The sequence below is a fragment of the Paenibacillus glucanolyticus NBRC 15330 genome (assembly GCF_004000885.1).
Lineage (GTDB): Bacteria > Bacillota > Bacilli > Paenibacillales > Paenibacillaceae > Paenibacillus_AQ > Paenibacillus_AQ glucanolyticus.
In genome coordinates, this window is record NZ_BIMC01000001.1 from 39,253 (window position 1) to 55,673 (window position 16,421).

16 protein-coding genes are annotated in these 16,421 nt (G+C 46.9%); 11 read left to right on the forward strand and 5 right to left on the reverse strand.

Annotated features, from left to right (window positions below; genetic code table 11):
* The first annotated feature begins 72 nt into the window (after positions 1 to 72).
* The 7 genes from PGL02S_RS00200 (at position 73) to PGL02S_RS00230 (ending at position 8,503) form a co-directional block, all read left to right on the forward strand.
* Positions 73 to 1,428: a DUF4832 domain-containing protein gene (locus tag PGL02S_RS00200; protein ID WP_244892265.1), complete on the forward strand. Its 1,356-nt coding sequence runs from the start codon at positions 73 to 75 to the stop codon at positions 1,426 to 1,428.
* Positions 1,422 to 2,729, forward strand: coding sequence for an acyltransferase domain-containing protein (locus PGL02S_RS00205; protein ID WP_036639449.1), 1,308 nt, complete (start codon positions 1,422 to 1,424; stop codon positions 2,727 to 2,729). The genes PGL02S_RS00200 and PGL02S_RS00205 overlap by 7 nt, the downstream gene beginning before the upstream one ends.
* Positions 2,726 to 3,817, forward strand: a complete 1,092-nt coding sequence (locus PGL02S_RS00210) for a DUF4832 domain-containing protein (RefSeq protein ID WP_036639448.1) — start codon at positions 2,726 to 2,728, stop codon at positions 3,815 to 3,817. The genes PGL02S_RS00205 and PGL02S_RS00210 overlap by 4 nt, the downstream gene beginning before the upstream one ends.
* A gap of 40 nt (positions 3,818 to 3,857) precedes the next feature.
* Complete coding sequence (locus PGL02S_RS00215; RefSeq protein WP_036639559.1) at positions 3,858 to 5,117, forward strand: Gfo/Idh/MocA family protein; 1,260 nt, start codon at positions 3,858 to 3,860, stop codon at positions 5,115 to 5,117.
* 32 nt (positions 5,118 to 5,149) lie between these two features.
* Positions 5,150 to 6,076: an ABC transporter permease gene (locus tag PGL02S_RS00220; protein ID WP_006210123.1), complete on the forward strand. Its 927-nt coding sequence runs from the start codon at positions 5,150 to 5,152 to the stop codon at positions 6,074 to 6,076.
* Entirely contained in the window at positions 6,076 to 6,972 is an 897-nt protein-coding gene (locus PGL02S_RS00225) for a carbohydrate ABC transporter permease (RefSeq protein ID WP_006210124.1), read from the forward strand. The genes PGL02S_RS00220 and PGL02S_RS00225 overlap by 1 nt, the downstream gene beginning before the upstream one ends.
* A 70-nt stretch (positions 6,973 to 7,042) precedes the next feature.
* Positions 7,043 to 8,503, forward strand: a complete 1,461-nt coding sequence (locus PGL02S_RS00230; protein WP_036639445.1) for an ABC transporter substrate-binding protein — start codon at positions 7,043 to 7,045, stop codon at positions 8,501 to 8,503.
* Between the two features lie 198 nt (positions 8,504 to 8,701).
* Here PGL02S_RS00230 and PGL02S_RS27975 read toward each other — a convergent pair whose 3' ends face one another.
* The 5 genes from PGL02S_RS27975 to PGL02S_RS00250 form a co-directional block, all read right to left on the reverse strand.
* Complete coding sequence (locus PGL02S_RS27975) at positions 8,702 to 8,842, reverse strand: hypothetical protein (RefSeq protein ID WP_155984598.1); 141 nt, start codon at positions 8,840 to 8,842, stop codon at positions 8,702 to 8,704.
* A 103-nt stretch (positions 8,843 to 8,945) separates the two neighbouring features.
* Positions 8,946 to 10,004 carry a sensor histidine kinase gene (locus PGL02S_RS00235; RefSeq protein ID WP_081742758.1) on the reverse strand — a complete coding sequence of 353 codons (1,059 nt, stop codon included), beginning with the start codon at positions 10,002 to 10,004 and terminating at the stop codon, positions 8,946 to 8,948.
* Complete coding sequence (locus PGL02S_RS00240; protein ID WP_409347450.1) at positions 9,994 to 10,689, reverse strand: response regulator transcription factor; 696 nt, start codon at positions 10,687 to 10,689, stop codon at positions 9,994 to 9,996. The genes PGL02S_RS00235 and PGL02S_RS00240 overlap by 11 nt, the downstream gene beginning before the upstream one ends.
* Before the next feature lie 133 nt (positions 10,690 to 10,822).
* The gene (locus PGL02S_RS00245; protein ID WP_036639440.1) at positions 10,823 to 11,395 is read right to left on the reverse strand and encodes a class I SAM-dependent methyltransferase; all 573 of its coding nucleotides are present in this window, start codon (positions 11,393 to 11,395) and stop codon (positions 10,823 to 10,825) included.
* Positions 11,396 to 11,575: 180 nt separating this feature from the next.
* Positions 11,576 to 11,887 carry a ribosomal protein L7/L12 gene (locus tag PGL02S_RS00250; protein ID WP_255308597.1) on the reverse strand — a complete coding sequence of 104 codons (312 nt, stop codon included), beginning with the start codon at positions 11,885 to 11,887 and terminating at the stop codon, positions 11,576 to 11,578.
* Positions 11,888 to 12,361: 474 nt separating this feature from the next.
* Between PGL02S_RS00250 and PGL02S_RS00255 the strand changes: the two genes are divergently transcribed.
* The 4 genes from PGL02S_RS00255 (at position 12,362) to PGL02S_RS00270 (ending at position 16,345) form a co-directional block, all read left to right on the forward strand.
* Positions 12,362 to 13,003, forward strand: a complete 642-nt coding sequence (locus PGL02S_RS00255; RefSeq protein ID WP_036639436.1) for a helix-turn-helix transcriptional regulator — start codon at positions 12,362 to 12,364, stop codon at positions 13,001 to 13,003.
* A gap of 581 nt (positions 13,004 to 13,584) precedes the next feature.
* Positions 13,585 to 14,577 carry a phage baseplate protein gene (locus PGL02S_RS00260; protein WP_036639432.1) on the forward strand — a complete coding sequence of 331 codons (993 nt, stop codon included), beginning with the start codon at positions 13,585 to 13,587 and terminating at the stop codon, positions 14,575 to 14,577.
* Positions 14,578 to 14,794: 217 nt separating this feature from the next.
* Positions 14,795 to 14,944 (forward strand): hypothetical protein, encoded by a 150-nt coding sequence (locus tag PGL02S_RS27985; protein WP_155984597.1) that lies wholly within the window; start codon positions 14,795 to 14,797, stop codon positions 14,942 to 14,944.
* A 147-nt stretch (positions 14,945 to 15,091) separates the two neighbouring features.
* Positions 15,092 to 16,345, forward strand: a complete 1,254-nt coding sequence (locus PGL02S_RS00270; protein ID WP_036639431.1) for an MFS transporter — start codon at positions 15,092 to 15,094, stop codon at positions 16,343 to 16,345.
* Positions 16,346 to 16,421 lie beyond the last annotated feature (76 nt).

A 16,421-nucleotide genomic window follows, 5' to 3' on the forward strand; every position in this document is an offset into this window, starting at 1 on the left:
TAAAAATCGCAACAATAACGTAACAAATAACGTAACAAAATGCAAATTCGTTTAGCACATGGTGGGGAGGTGATGCACGTGAACAGAGCAGTGACGGTTTATCCGGTGATATCCGATGACATCTTAAGCAATCCAGGCATCGGTTTTACAGCGGCACCGGGGTTAATGGGGGAGCCGGACCGAATCTATGATAATCGGGGCGAAGAACATAGCAAATATAAGTTCACCGAAAACGGCAGAACCTTCAATCATCCCGACAGCAAAGTGTATTTCTGCAGTGCACGCTGGAGGGACCTGGAAATCAGCAAAGGGGTTTTTCATTGGGAAGTGCTGGAGGAGAAGCTGGACTACGCCAAATCGATGGGCTGTACCGCCGTCGTTCGTTGTTCGCCATACGCGTTAAGTGACGAAGAAGATATTCCGGCATGGTTTCGGGCGGAATATCCGGAGGAACCCGAATTTCCATTCTGGAGAGTAGATCCACAGACGACCCCATACATAGCTTATTGGTCTGATTTTATCAAGGCGTTCGCGGCACGGTTTGACGGGCATCCGGTCATAAGTTCGGTGGATATGACGATTGTAGGGGCATGGGGAGAAGGCGGAGGAACCGAGTTTTTGAAGCCGGAGGCCATTTCGCGCATAACGGATGCCTATCTGGACGGTTTTAAAATAACGCCTCTCCAGGCACTCCTGCATGACCCGTTGTCAATCCGGATCATAAAGGAACGTAAAGCTAAAGTAGGCTTTCGTGTTGATTGCTTGGGCGATATGGGCGGGTTCCATGGCGACCAATGGTCCCATATGACGGACTTCTATCCTCAAAATATACAGAATTTTCAGATGGCCGATGCCTGGGAGAAGGCGCCGATTTTATTTGAAGCCTGTTGGCACATGAATGATTGGTATCTGCAGGGCTGGGATATTGATTATATCATTCAAGAAACGCTGAAGTGGCATATCTCTTCATTTAACAATAAAGGAACGGTCGTTCCGGAGCCGTGGAAAGAGAACATCAAGGCATGGCTGAACAAGATGGGATACCGCTTTGAACTGAGGAAATTCACATACGACTCGGAAGTGAGTGCGGGCGCAGAGCTCGGTATTGCTGCTCTGTGGGCGAATGTGGGAGTCGCTCCGATCTACAATCATTATTCACTTGTGGTAAGGCTTACAGGCAATAGTCAGACGTATACCCTTCGAAGTAGGGAAGACATTCGGGATTGGCTGCCTGATGTGGATATTGCTTGGGAAGAAAGTTTTACTTTACCGGAGGATATGCCGGAAGGAGAGTACAGCTTGGAGGTTGGCATCGAAACCGGGGTAGCCGAAATCGGCAATATCCAGCTTGCGATCGAGGGAAACCAGGACGGCTATTACCCGATGGGCAAACTATTCATTGAACGGGGGAAAGAAGCGAAATGCTGAATGTGTTGAGTTATAACGAATGTACGGCAAGCTGCAATTTTGATGATCTGCCGGATGGATTGGAAGCAAAATATAACCGCTATGAACCGAATCGTAATCCGTTTCTCATTCCGCGCGAGTTTCTGCACGAACTCTTCGATCTGTATCAAATTCCAGAACATACACAGCAATGGCTCATTCATGGGATTGAGGCGATCGAACAAGATGCCGTGTTGTTTCACTTCACCAAATTCTTAGTAGATGATATGTGCTCTGCGCGAAATCGATGCGATGAAACCCATTATACGAACATGACGCCTGGATGCATGAAGGAATACGGGGAGTTGTATTCATTTTTATTGCTGCTGGCTTGCGTTAACCCTTCCATGCAAAGGCTGCAGGAGCGCTCCGTGCCCAAAGCGTATTACGAGCAGATTCCTCATCAACCGCTGAAAGTTCAGTTAGAGAAACTGGTTTTGCATGGTGATGCGAAGGTACATGATTTTCCGTGGGTGATGAATTTCTATACCTGTTCCATCTTTCTGTTAGATCGGTTTTACTTTATTCCCTACCGATTCGGGGATTCTTTCACGATGTTTCGTCATGTGGAGACACATGAAGTGATCGCCCTTGCGCATGCGGGGGAAGAGTTCCGCAGCGATGGACAAAGGAACGGAATCAATGACGTTTACGACCCTGAAGGCAGCTTCACTACGGAATGGCAGGAGAATGACATTTTTGTTATAGCTAACCGGATCAATCCCATGGGATTCGTGGAAAGAGAACCGACTCCCATCTTAAAGGCGGAATGGGTGCCTGTTCTGGAGCAGGGAGACATGCTCTTGGCGCTTCACATTCCAGCCGGACCCGGGTACACACCGGACAGATTGAAGAATTCAATGGCAATGGCGATAGCATTCTATGATCAATATTTTCCGGAATTAGCCATTAGAGGCTTCTGGAGTGCAAGCTGGCTTTATGATACGCGGTTAGGGCTTGTTTTGGACAACGAGAGCAGCAACATCGTGCATATCCAACGGCAATTTTATAATTATCCGACGATGGAGGGAGACGGTATGCTGCGTTATGAGGTCTTTGGGGATTGGAAGGCTGATCCGGTCCTAAATCCCGGGGAATGGACTACATCACTGCAAAAAGCAGCGGCGGCATACATGAAGACGGGAGCCCGGTTTAATACACTAAGCATGGTGGTGCTAAGCGAAGAAATCGAGAAGATTGGGCTTAATCCCTACATCAAAGCCTCCGACATTGAAGAATTCCTCCAAACCGTTGACAGCCATATAAAGGGGAGTATCGGATGACTCCATACTCGCTTGAAAACTATGAAAAATATAAAACCGTAAAAATTCGGCCGGTTCCCTTACCGAATAAAAATCACGATCCAGGCCACGGACAGTTTCAATATGTCCGATTGTCATGGAGGGAGTTGGAGCCGGCAAGAGGAGAATTTAGGCTCGAAGGGATAGAGGAAGCCCTGCGTGCTGCCCTTAATCCAATTCTAGTCCTGATGCCGGATTTGCCTGTGTGGGTGAAGAATGATGCCGATGATTGCTTTGCGGCCTTGATCCGCAAAGTCGGGAGTTATATCGGCTCGGACAGGCGCCTTACAGCCGTTCTGATATCCACCCTGTCTGACAGCAAGGAAGAATGGAACGCCTATATAGAGGCGTTTGACTCACAGACAATGCTGGCTGAGCTGCAGAATGATCGATTAATCCAATATGTAAAGGAACGCAGTTGTGGATTTGGCCTGCTGGTGAGGTGCAGCGAAGCGAATTGGATCGAATGCTGCGAGGCGTTTGCCGTGCAAAAGCTGCAGCATGTATGGAAGAGCCACCCGGTTGTCCTCCATGTGACTGATCTAGCGTGTGGTCCGAATATCAGACGGGAAGCATTGCGATGGCATGCAAGCCTCTCGAATGTGAATGCAGGGCTTGGGTATGATCTTGCTCTGCGCAGGCTGACTTATCCGGAAACCGTGTCCAGCCATGGGAGCCTGCCACTGCGATTCTGGTTTGCCAACACGGGCAGTTCGAGGATTTATCGGGATTTTCAAATCTGCGTTCAGTTAAGGCAGGGAGAAGTATCCTATGAACTACCGCTGCACGCGGCTACCCATACATGGCTGACCGGGGACCATGTCCATAACGAGATGGTTCCATTGCCGGACATGTCGCCGGGAAGTTATACGCTGAGTATAGCCCTCTATTTCGAAGACCGTTCCTATGTCGCGCTGAATATACAAAACCGGCAGCAGAACGGATATTATGAGACAGGTTCAATACAAGTCGAAATCACCCATGAAGATCCACTGACGAATATATGGGATACGTATTATCCGGAAGGATATTATCCCTTGGAAGACCCTGTAGTTCCGGAGCAGGAATAGCTTGTTTGGCACAAATACGAGAACGCTGGAGGTCATAGATTTGAAGTTAGCATTAATCGGCGCAGGACAAAGAGGCATGATTTACACAAGATACGCTTACCAAAGCGAAGACATCGTTGCGGTGATCGAACCAAATGACGACAGAAGAAAGGCTGCTGCGGATGAGTTCCAGATCCCGCTGGACCGACAGTTTGAATCCGTAGATGCATTTTACCGGCTCGGAAAAATTTGCGATGCCGTCATTATCTCTTCCATGGATAGAGACCATTATGAGCAGACGATGCAGGCGCTCGATCTGGGATATGACATTTTGCTTGAAAAGCCCATTTCCCCAAGTCCTGAAGAATGCTTGAGAATCCAGCAGAAGGCCAATGAAAAAGGGCGCAAAGTGATTGTATGTCATGTGCTCCGTTACACTCATTTTTTTGCCGAGATTAAGAGAATCATTGATAGCCAGGAGCTTGGCAAGGTGATCACGATTCAGCATAACGAGAACGTTGGCAATTTCCATATGGCTCATTCCTTCGTAAGAGGCAATTGGAGAAGAAGTGATCTGGCGAGTCCGATCATTATGCAGAAGTCCTGCCATGACATGGATATTCTTTCCTGGCTGGTGGACAGCGGGGCTAAACGAATCTCTTCTTATGGCAACCTGACTTATTTTAAGGAAGAGAATGCGCCGGCCGGCAGTGCCGAGCGATGCCTGGACTGCAAGGTGGCCGCAGACTGCCGGTTCGATGCCAGAAAGGCCTATCTGCCGATGAGAGGGCAGTGGCCGGCAACGGCCATATCGGTCGATCAGAGTGAAGAGGGGCTGTTAAACGTATTGGCAACGAGTCCTTACGGACGCTGTGTATATCGGACGGACAACGATGTGTGTGATCATCAGGTGACACTGATCGAGTTCAAGAACGGGGTAACGGCCACATTTAATTTAAGCGCGTTTACCAACAAGATGTACCGCACGATTAAAATTATGTGCGAGCATGGAGAAATTCGAGGGGACGATAACCTGAACGTCATCGAAGTGACCCGCTTTAACTCCAATATGGCAGAACCCGTTGAGCAGACCGTCGTTCGGCCAGCCATGATGAGCGGCGGACATAATGGCGGCGATACCGGTCTGATGATCGATTTCCTGGATAATTTGGGGAACGCCGGCTTCAGCAGCCGATCCTCCATCGACATGTCCGTCGAAAGCCACATGATGGCCTATGCAGCAGAAGAGGCAAGGCTCACCGGCACCGTCATTGATCTGGATCAACTGAAGGAGAAGCTGCAGCACAGCATTACAGCATAATCGTTTAATCACAATGCAAAGGTAGTGATGGAATGGGTTCGGGTGTTAAGGGCTTTCTATATGAAATCAAGAAGAACAGAATACTGTATCTCATGTGCGTGCCTGCTCTGATCGTGCTGATCATGTTCTCTTACATCCCTTTTGCGGGAGTATGGATGGCATTTACCGATTTTAATGTCGTGGATGGCATCTTTGGCAGCAAGTTTGTGGGCCTGGACAATTTCAAATACTTTTTTTCGGCAAACAGCATGGGGTGGAAGGTTACTTACAATACACTGTACATCAACTTTTTCGGTCTTATCCTAGGCATTATCATCCCTGTTACGATTGCCATCATGATTAATGAGATCCGGCATAAAACCTACAAAAAGATAGCTCAAAGCATGATGTTTTTTCCGTACTTCATATCCTGGGTCGTCGTTGGGGCGATCCTGTACGGCATTTTCTCCACGGATGTGGGCGTTGCCAATCATGTCTTGGAGTTCTTTGGCGCAGAACCCATTCGGTGGTACTCGGAGCCTAAATATTGGAAATGGATCATCATTCTGTCAAGCGTCTGGAAGTGGAGCGGGTACAGCTCCATTATCTATATGGCGGCGATGTCCAATTTCGATGGGAGTTTATATGAAGCAGCCAAAGTTGATGGCGCGAACAAACTGCAGCGCATTCTTTTCTTGACTGTGCCCATGCTGAAACCAACCATTATCGTCTTAAGCTTGCTGAGTGTCGGACGAATCTTCTATGGCGACTTTGGGATGATTTATGGTATCGTCGGCAACAATCCGGTCCTGGCTGAGGAAGTAACGGTCATTGATACCTATGTGTATCAGTCGATGCGTACGCTTGGCTTTTCCTATTCGACGGCCATCGGGTTATTCCAGTCCTTGATGGGACTGATCCTGATTACGGCTGCGAACAAATCCGCTAAGAAAATAAATGACGGAGAGGGTCTATTTTAATGAAGGAAAAGAACAGATTGCTAGGCGATAAATTGGTGATCGGCGTTGCCTATGGTTTCATTGGCGTATTTGCACTCATTTGTCTGTATCCCCTTGTTCTAACCCTAAGCGTGTCCTTTTCTTCGGAACAGGCCGTGGCGAGAAACGGATATTCGATTCTTCCCTTGAGCCCAAGCCTGGATACGTATAAATATATCTTCGTTAATAGCGGAACGAAAATACTCAAGTCCTACGGCGTGACTTTATTTGTAACCTTTGTGGGTACAATGGGGGCTTTGCTGATTACCAGCATGATTGCATTTTCCCTATCGATCAAAAAGCTGAAATATCGCAATGTACTCGCTTTTATCAGTAATTTCACCATCATCTTCTCGGCCGGCTTGATTCCGTGGTACATGGTCAGTGTCAATTATTACGGACTGAAGAACAGCATTCTGGCCTTGATCCTGCCTTCGATCTTTAGCGTATGGAACATGTTCCTCATGCGGACGTATTTTGCAAGCATCTCTTCATCCCTATATGAGGCGGCGGAGATGGATGGCGCTAATTATTTTACGATTTATGTGAAAATAGCGCTCCCGTTAAGCAAAACGGCACTGTTGACGGTAGGTTTAATGTATGCGCTTCAATATTGGAACGATTGGTGGCATGCTCTGATTTTTATTAATGAACGCGATTTGTTCCCGCTGCAGTATTATCTCTACAACATTCTGTCCAACGTCAATGCGATAAGCTCCGGGCGCATTCCATCAGGGGCCTCCGGCAACATCACATTGCCTGCGGAGACCGTGAAGATGGCCATTACGGTCATTACGATCGGGCCGATCATTTTCCTGTACCCGTACATTCAGAAATACTTCGTGCATGGAATTATGGCCGGTGCGGTCAAAGAATAGACACCTAAGTGGTTACTGGCCGATACAGGCTTTTAACATAGATTAACCATTTGATTAGGGAGGGTCTTTCATGAGAACAAAGAAAATGCTGATCTTTATGGTGTTACTGATTGCGGCTGTTTCCGTTATGGCAGGCTGCAGCGGCAAAAAAGAAGGGGGAGCTGCTGCGCTGGAAACGGTTACGATTCTGTACCCGGGAGATCGAAGCGATCGGATGAGCGAATTTCTGGACAATGAATTTGCCGAGAAAATGGCTGCCGATCTTGGCTTGAAGGTAGAAGTTGTATTTGTGCCGTGGGCGCAGTATTGGGAACAAAAAGATATCATGCTGGCTGCCAACGAACCGATTGATTTATATTGGGATGGTCTCCCGGACCTCTCAACAATCGTGAACAAGAAACAAGCCATGGTTTTGGATGATTTGATTCAGGAACATGGCCAGGATATGCTCAAAGTCCTGCCGAAGGAGCAGCTTCAGGGCGCAACCATCGACGGGAAGATTTACGGTATTCCTTCAGCTTATGCGCCGTCCTCTGCCATGTATCAGTTAGTTGCCGTGCGTCAGGATATCCTCGAAGCCGTGGGGATGACGGATCTGAAGACTGCCGACGATTTGAAAGAGTTTGCGACAAGGGCGGCCAAGGATTTTCCTGATATGAAGGGGCCTGCTGACATTATCTTTAAACCGTTAACCCGGTATTTTGCCGAAGAACAATATAACTGGATTGCTGTAGAAGATCTGGTTGTGTTTGGGGAAGACAGCAAAAAAGCATATAGCTACTATGAAACGGAAGCTTTCCAGGAAGTAGCGAAATTCAACCGCGGCATGTATGATGCGGGGTTATATACGGAGGATCTGACCATTAAGTACAATGAAAGAGACTCCCGGATGCAGACCGGCTTGTACTTATGGGTTGAAGGGTCTTTGGGCAAGGAAATGGAGATTGTTGATGCGATTAAGGCAAATGCACCGGATGCTGAGGTCAAAACCTATCTGTTAGCGGCGGAGAAGCCGCGTTATATTACGGCCACAGGCGGAGAAGTGCTAGGTATCCCTGTGAATGCTCCAAATCCGGAAGGGGCCATGAAGTTTGTCAACTGGCTTTATAAATCCCAGGAAAATTACCTGTTTGCTCTCTATGGCGTTGAAGGCAAGGACTACGAGATTGTAGACGGAAGAATCAACAAGCTGACTCCTAACGAATTTTTCTATGAATGGATGTTCAGAAACCAGAACTATCAATTGTTCGGGCCGAATGTAGCACAAGAGTCCATAGATACTTATGAGAGCTGGGATGATCAGGCCGTACGATCGGCTTCACTCGGTTTCCGGTTTAATAATGAGAAGGTTAAGTTAATCGAAACGGCATTGAAGGAAGTGGCAGGCAAGGATTTAGCTGCCATACGTTCCGGCTTTGTAAATTTTGAGACCGAATATCCGAAGGCCATCCAGAAACTGAAGGCGGCAGGCATTGATGATTACGTAGCGGAAATCCAGCGTCAGTTGGATGAATATTTGGCTGGGCAATAAGCGAGAAGCTGCAAGCCGCTGAATTTATATTTAAATAGAAAAAGGAACAGGATGAGACGATTGGGGCAGTAAGAGCCGATATCGTCTCATCCTGTTCTGTTAGAGTAACTTTACGTATGGGTATATTGTCGTGAATTTAATAGAGTCAAGATAGGAATTTGTTTAAGCAGGGGATGCGGCAAGCAGAATCCTTTGTCCTCAAGGTTTTACCGTACCTGTCTGGCGATCGGAGAATACCGTGTACTCTGTTCCGTCTGCAGAGACAGCGGTGGGTGAATAGGCTGATAGAGAGACGGTGACAAATAAGGCCGCAAGCAATACAACGAATCTTCTTTTCATGGACAAACCTCTTTTCCATTGGGATTAGGTACTGCTACTACCATTTTAATCCATGTCCATTGCGCTTGAAAAGAGCCTTGGAGGTCGTTTGGGATGGATTCATTCATAAAGGAAGTATTATGCTGAACGTAAAATGTCCGTCTTGATGATGAAATTGAAGCGCTCCGCTGTGCAGCTCCATAATGCTGCGGGCTATGGAAAGCCCAAGACCGGAACCAGACTGGATTCTCTGAAAGGTACGGGCATCGTCAGCTTTGTAAAAGCGGTCGAATAGCCGGGACGCCTGCTCTTTCGTAATCGGCATTCCTTTATTTTCGATGGAGAGCTCCATATGATCATCGCTGTGGAGTAATGTTATGCGAATAACACCGGGCCTCACCGAGAACTTCAGTGCATTCATCAGCAGATTATCGATGGCTCTGCGGATCATCTCCGGATCTGCCTCGCGAACAAGGGGGGCTTCATGGATGTTCATCTCCAATCGAAGCTGGTTTTCTTTGGCAATCGGTTCAAGCTCAACCAAGAGTTGAACCAACAGTTCCCTCAGATCAATCCTCTCCATCTCCGGGCTTACTTCATTCGAAGCCAGCCGGGTGTACGCAAACAAGTCATCGATGAGCTGCTTGAGCTGCAGCGCTTTGTTGTAGGTATTGCTTACAAAACGGTCATGTTCCTTCAAGTCCTGGTACGCCTTGTCTTTCAATAAATCCAGATAGCCGATAATGCTTGTGAGAGGGGTGCGCAGGTCATGAGATACGCCCGTGATCAGTTCCAGCTTGGCTTTCTCCATCTGTCGCTCCCGGCCAATCTGCGTTTCGAGCTTTTCAGCCATGGCATTGATATTCAGCGCAATATCCCCCAGTTCATCCTTTCTTTTTACCATAACTCGGTAATCCAGCTGGCCTTGAGCGATAGTGTCAAGACCAGAGGCCATTTCCGACACGTACCGGATGATATGACGCGTCAGGAAAAAGAAGGTGAAGAAAAAGGGGAGGATGAACGACACCAGCACAACCAGCAAATTCACATAATAGACTTCTGTGAACCTAGGCGTTACCAGTGAGACAAGCAAGCCCACAAGTATACTGATGACAAAAGACCAGAGCATTCGCATCCGTAAGCTGCCGGCGCCCGTCAGCAAGGAATACCGTTTATTTTTCAATTTTATACCCTACTCCCCATACGGTTTTGATGTACTGCGGCTTGCGGGGGACCAGCTCTATCTTTTCTCGGATATTACGGATATGGACCATCACCGTATTGTCAGAGAAAAAGGGGGTCTGTTCTTTCCAAACGCACTCGTGAATCTTGCCTACGCTGAAAATCTGACCGCGATTCGCCGCAAGAAGCTCAAGAATGGAAAACTCAATAGGTGTCAGGGAAACCGCAGCACCGCGAACCTTCACCAGATGCTGTTTTTTATGAATGGACAGGTCGCCGATATGAATTTCGGAAGGTTCCTCTTCCCGAAGACTCAGGAAATTTTGCCGCCGCAACTGGGCCTTTACCCTCGCCATAAGCTCCACCGGATGGAACGGCTTCGTGACATAATCGTCCGCCCCGGTTGACAGTCCCGTAATCTTATCCAGAGATTCTACTTTGGCCGAGAGCATAATGATGGGAATCGCTGATCGCTCACGTATTTGAAGACAGGCCGCGATCCCATCCAGTTTCGGCAGCATCACGTCGAGAATGATGAGCTGAACTTCATGTTGTTGAAGAAGCTGGAGGGCATGAAGCCCATCTTCCGCCTCCAATACGTGATAGCCTTCATTGCGAAGATAGACGTGCAGGACGTCGCGGATTTCCTTATCATCATCGACGATCAGAACGTTAATGTTTTTCAAGGACATGCTCTCCTTTGCTAGTAGGCTCCCAGGCCAAGATCAAGCTTGAATGTCGGCGCAATCTAATGAAAGAGTAACATAGCGGATAAGCAATAATAAAGTATTCAACGATGAGGCTCCTCAGCACTCAAATTTACTTTTTTCGACACACGTAAACGAAGGCTGGAGGGAAGTTCTTCGGAACGAAATGAATGTTGATGATGTCAAAATGCTCCATGAGCTGCTTCTTCATCTGTTGTGAATATTGAAATGCAATAAAGAGCCCGTCCTTGTTCAAGGCTGCAACAATTTCGGTTATGATGCGGTCCCGAACGTATTGTGAAAAATTAAAAAAAGGAAGTCCGCTGATGATGCAGTCCAGTGACTCCAGGCCTTCCTGTTTAAGGAATAGACGAAGGTGACTGCCATCGGTGTAACAGGAATAGTGCGGATATCGCTCTTTCAGCTTACGGCGAAGATAAGGGTCTTTCTCAAATAACAGCACTTTTGTATCCACTCCGGCAGCGGATTGTATGTGTCTTGTAATCGCACCTGTACCTGCGCCAAGCTCTGCAATGGTCCTTATATGCTCCCAAGCTACCGGTTTCACCATGGTCTCTGCAAGTTCTCTGGAGCTTGGTGCTACACTTCCGATCTGCCCCGGCGATATAAGAAATCTGCTTAAAAAAACAGCCTGCTCGTGCAGCCAATCCATCAGCCTTGTCATTGTGTAAATCCCCCCGTAATCATGTTATGGATTCTATTCTAAGGGGGAAATCTTGGGATAAAACGAGGGGAATTCTGAATTAATTCTGAAGAACTTCTGAAGAAGCATTTCTAGCTTAGTGAAGGGGCACCACAAAAAAAGAGTGCCTCATGATCAAGAGGCACTCTTTGTACGTATAGCCTAGCGCTGATCCATGGCGTCCACGTAATTCTTCGCATCTTTCAGGGAGAGATGCATAGCCTCACGTAATTCTTTGATCGCCTTAATCTTATTTCCTTCAGCCAGCAGTTGTCGCAGGCGTTGCTCCAGCTCTGGTGAAAGCTCTGAGCTCCCCGAGCTTATGAAATGAGCATCAACAACAGCCGGCTGCTGTGGGCGGGGAGGAGGATAAACCTCCGATCGGCCCTCCAGGCGTGCAAGATCGGATGTAAGCTCATTGATTCGGGATTGCATTCTAAAGTGCTTAAGCAGAAGGAAGATGGATATTAACAATGATACTATTGCTATAATTTCAGTTCTTTCCATATCATACCCCCATCTCTTTTACTTACATATTAAACCTAATGACAGGGAAGTCAAAAGGAAACAACGGCACACGGATGGAACAAGGCATGATGATCAAGAAAACAACGGATAAAATGCTGCCTTCAATCAACACACGCATAAAATCCAATTGGATTCACCTCATTTCAACATTTTCACACCCAGTATAATCCACACATGTTTACTTAACGACAAATTGTTTCTAAATATAAACAAAATTGAGTGTATACAAATATGTTTTAATCGTATAAACTGTACTTGTGTTTACTTCATTGCTTCTGGAGGAGGGCATTACAAAAATAGAGCTTGTACTGGACTCCCCATGAGTCCTCCCTCCGTGAAGGAAATCCGGACGGATGCTGCGAAAGAGCTGCCAAGTTTTTGCCTGCATCGATGTTCTTGTTCAGAAAGGAAGGTAATTAAATGAATACACTTACAGCTCCTTTGCGGGAATCATCGACGAAACGAGAAATATTGTTGTTGCTCAAAAAATTAGGATCAACCACCATTCAAGAAATGTCAGAACATCTAGGAGTGACAGGAATGGCTGTTCGTAAACATGTAAATGCATTGAAAAAGGATAACTATATCCAAAGCTCGACGATTCGTCAGCATATCGGTAGACCAACTTATATATATAGTCTGACTGATTTAGCGGAACAGTTATTTCCTACTCAATATGATGTCCTGTCTTTAGAGCTGATGGAAGAGATTAACCATATGTTCGGTGAATTATTCGTTGACGAACTATTTAAGCGAAGAAGGAAAAGGCTTGAACAAAAATACCGATTAGCCATGACTGGACAAAATTTCGAGGAAAAAATAGTAACACTCGCCAAAATCCAGGATAATGCAGGATACATGACCTCACTAGTGAAGATTCACGATGACAAGTATTCCTTAGAGGAAGGAAACTGTCCCATTTTTCAAGTGGCTAGCCGATATCGGCAAGCGTGTCAATGCGAGCTGGCTATGTTTGAATCTTTACTGGACAGTCGCGTCGAACGTAAGGAGTGTATAGCAGATGGGGGAACAAAATGCAGTTTTACATTCGAGAATATCTGATGTCGGGGATAAGTTTAAGAACGTTCAGTTTATCGGTTTCCCAGCCAATAGCGACTTCCAGTTCTGCCGCTCGAACACCTGGATTCTTTTCGATGATATGTAAAAAATCACCCGTCCACAAACCAGCAGGGCTGGCCTGATCCAATCGCTCAAGACGCTTGTGAAGCGAGGTCAATTGTTCCTCGTCCAGCTCATCGTTTTCCCTTAATGCTTTCCGGGGATCATCCCCGACCCGAATAAACTTAATTCGGTAGACCGTGCCCTCTTGCTGTACGAGTTTAGCTCTCTCCGTAGCTGCCCTAAAGAGTCATTCCCTGCATGAGTGGCATCTGTTTCAGTGATCTCCGGTTCGGGAGCGATCGTTGGATATTCTTTTTACTGGAACGAGAGATGGTGGCGACATGTGATGACATTATCATCATCATGGCATTGGAAATCCAATCCATTTTTTGGTATGGTATTTAGTGTATGATGGTTTGCCAATCATTTTTTTGAAATACAAGATAAAGGAGGTTATACACACACGGAGTTCGATATTAGTCCCATGAATTATCATTTCGAATTCGAATGGAGGTATTGTTATGTTTCAAGCTCAAGCGCTGCGTCTTATGAGAAGGCCAATGAAATGGATGGTTTCCGCCATGCTCGCCGTTCTGGTTTTTGCCGTGTCCGTTATGCCGGTATTTGCGGCAAGTCCTGAGAAAACCGTAAATGCTTCCGCCACACTTGCTTACAATCTCAAGGGACTTAACCACAACGTGGCCGTTCAGAAAGCCTATATCGCAGACAAGTATCTTTACGTCACCCAACGCTCGGGGGGAACATGCTATCTGTCAAGACTGCTTATGAGCGGGAATGATGCCACATATGTTGATGAAATGACCATCACCAATTCAGGCCATTGCCAAACGCTTGACATGTATACCTATAATGGAGAAAACTACTTTTATTTTAGCTCAAAAGCAGATCCTTCCACCACGTATTACTGGTCTCTTCAGGTAGCCAGGCTTCAATATTCGGCCGGAACGACAGTGGATTATACGGACCTGCATCGGTTCACATATATGAATTATGCCAATACAACAGGTGCAAGATTAGGTGAGACTTATCGCGTGGATGGCGGGGGCAACAGCACCCACACGGTTTTCCGCGTACAAACATCAGAAGGAACCGTAACGTGGTCCATTTATGACACGGTAGCATTAAACAAGCTGCTAGACAGTAATGAGCAGGTGAGGATGGACAGTGCAGCAGCTGTCAACGCCGCGGTCAGCAGCTTTACGCAGTCGGGGAGTAATATCATCAGACCTAACGGTTCTTTCCAAGGTGCTGATATGCTGGGAAAAACAGAAATCTATACCTCAGGCGGCGCGGATGGCGACACTCCGCAGATCGCATTCATATCCAGCACAGGAGCTTACAAAACCCTTGTGAATATTACCAATGTGGGAAAGCGCGAGATCGAGGGAGTACAGACTAAAAATGGAAACGTATATTTCACCATAGTTACAGATCCGGTAAACAAAAAAGATACGCAGAAAGTTTACTACGTCCCTGATAGCGTATTTAAATAATCGCCAAAATGAATTAGCCTTTGCAAAATATGAAAGCCGCAGATTTGCGGCTTTTTTATTTCAGGTCTTTTTTACAGCTATCCCAAATCCCCTCTAAAGTGTACTGAACAGCGTAGTTAGCATTCGCCGTCATTTCCATCGCCAGATTAACATTCGGCGGCGCAGCAACGCTGCTGCAAACAGCGCTTGCAGAGCAGCAGGTGATAGCAAAGTGGATATGGTCATTCCAATGCGCACAACGGTATGGAATTTGGCTAACGTTGGCGGGGGAGTAACAGGAGGCGTTTTACTTGAAGTCTTTGGTGCCAGCTCTTTTCCGTGGGGATTGTTCACGCTCTTAATCCTCGCACTCCTCGTGGCCTGGTGAGGGAAACAGCATTCATTCCCTGCGAAATAAGGAGCTTTCGAGTATCGTCATAGGGAAGATCAACATGAGCAATCAAGAAGAAATATGCTCGTCAGGTTTGTGATAGAGTTAGCGTAATCGAGATGAAGGAGGTAGGAGCAGGTAACGATGTCACAATCTGAAGCAGATGAGAAAAAGCATTGGAAAAGGAATATTGTTCTCTTTTTAAGCAGCCAGACCATCTCGCTGTTTGGTTCGGCCTTGGTGCAGTATTCCATCATGTGGTATATTACGCTGACTACACAGTCAGGTATTATGATGACGTTATATATCATTTGCGGATTTATTCCGACTTTTTTACTTTCACCTTTTGCTGGGGTGTGGGCTGACCGTTTCAACCGCAAATGGCTAATTATGATCGCGGATGCCATGATCGCAGTGGTTACGCTTATTCTGGCCATCGTTTTTTTGCTGGGCTATGAAGCGTTATGGCTGCTGTTTGTCATAGCTGCTGTACGCGCACTTGGGGCAGGCATTCAGACACCTGCGGTCGGGGCGATTTTACCACAAATCGTGCCGCAAGATCAGCTAACAAGAGTAAACGGCATCAATGGCACCTTGCAGGCGCTCATTATGTTCGTTGCGCCTATCGCCAGCGCGGCATTACTCACCATGGCGACAATCGAAATAATTTTTTTCATAGACGTCATCACAGCGGCAATCGCGATCCTGACGTTACTGTTCTTTCTCAAAATTCCGCTCCACCAAAAGGCAGCCAGTGCCCAAACGACAGGTTACCTTGATGATTTCAAGAAGGGTTTGGACTATATTGGCCAGCATGCCTTTTTAAAAACATTTTTTATCTTTTTCGCCTTTTTCTTCGTGCTCATGGCCCCTGCGGCCTTTTTGACACCGCTGCAAGTGACGCGTACCTTCGGTGACGACGTATGGCGCTTGACTGCCATCGAGATCGCGTTCTCCATCGGCATGATGGTTGGCGGGGGCATTATCGCTTCATGGGGCGGTTTCAAAAATAAAGTGTACACCATGACGCTCGCCAGCATCATCATGGGCGTGTGCACCTTCGCGCTCGGCATTGTGCCGATCTTCTGGATTTACTTGGCCGTTATGGGTGTGTTTGGAGTGGCAATGCCTATTTTCAACACGCCTACGACTGTTTTGCTTCAGGAGAGAGTGGACGACAATTATTTAGGGCGCATATTCGGGGTCTTCGGCATGATCTCGACTTCCATGATGCCCCTCGGGATGTTGGTCTTCGGACCGCTTGCCGATGTCATTGAGATTGAATGGCTGCTCATGGGAACGGGGCTGTTCATGCTTGTACTTGCGTTATTTTTCATTCGCAACAAGCGATTAGTTGAAGCTGGCATGCCGCTGGTGAAGGAAGCCACGCAGGAGTGATCATCCGACACCTTCTAGTCCCATACGATTCTGATCTTTCTGTTGTAGTCCGAAGCATATCCCACTAATGAAGTGC

Bases quoted from the DNA above. Each gene is read 5' to 3' on its own strand.
- PGL02S_RS00200 (WP_244892265.1), top strand. From the start codon at position 73: ATGCACGTGAACAGAGCAGTGACGGTTTATCCGGTGATATCCGATGAC.
- PGL02S_RS00205 (WP_036639449.1), top strand. From the start codon at position 1,422: ATGCTGAATGTGTTGAGTTATAACGAATGTACGGCAAGCTGCAATTTT.
- PGL02S_RS00210 (WP_036639448.1), top strand. From the start codon at position 2,726: ATGACTCCATACTCGCTTGAAAACTATGAAAAATATAAAACCGTAAAA.
- PGL02S_RS00220 (WP_006210123.1), top strand. From the start codon at position 5,150: ATGGGTTCGGGTGTTAAGGGCTTTCTATATGAAATCAAGAAGAACAGA.
- PGL02S_RS00225 (WP_006210124.1), top strand. From the start codon at position 6,076: ATGAAGGAAAAGAACAGATTGCTAGGCGATAAATTGGTGATCGGCGTT.
- PGL02S_RS00230 (WP_036639445.1), top strand. From the start codon at position 7,043: ATGAGAACAAAGAAAATGCTGATCTTTATGGTGTTACTGATTGCGGCT.
- PGL02S_RS27975 (WP_155984598.1), bottom strand. From the start codon at position 8,842: ATGAAAAGAAGATTCGTTGTATTGCTTGCGGCCTTATTTGTCACCGTC.
- PGL02S_RS00245 (WP_036639440.1), bottom strand. From the start codon at position 11,395: ATGACAAGGCTGATGGATTGGCTGCACGAGCAGGCTGTTTTTTTAAGC.
- PGL02S_RS00255 (WP_036639436.1), top strand. From the start codon at position 12,362: ATGAATACACTTACAGCTCCTTTGCGGGAATCATCGACGAAACGAGAA.
- PGL02S_RS00260 (WP_036639432.1), top strand. From the start codon at position 13,585: ATGTTTCAAGCTCAAGCGCTGCGTCTTATGAGAAGGCCAATGAAATGG.
- PGL02S_RS27985 (WP_155984597.1), top strand. From the start codon at position 14,795: ATGGTCATTCCAATGCGCACAACGGTATGGAATTTGGCTAACGTTGGC.
- PGL02S_RS00270 (WP_036639431.1), top strand. From the start codon at position 15,092: ATGTCACAATCTGAAGCAGATGAGAAAAAGCATTGGAAAAGGAATATT.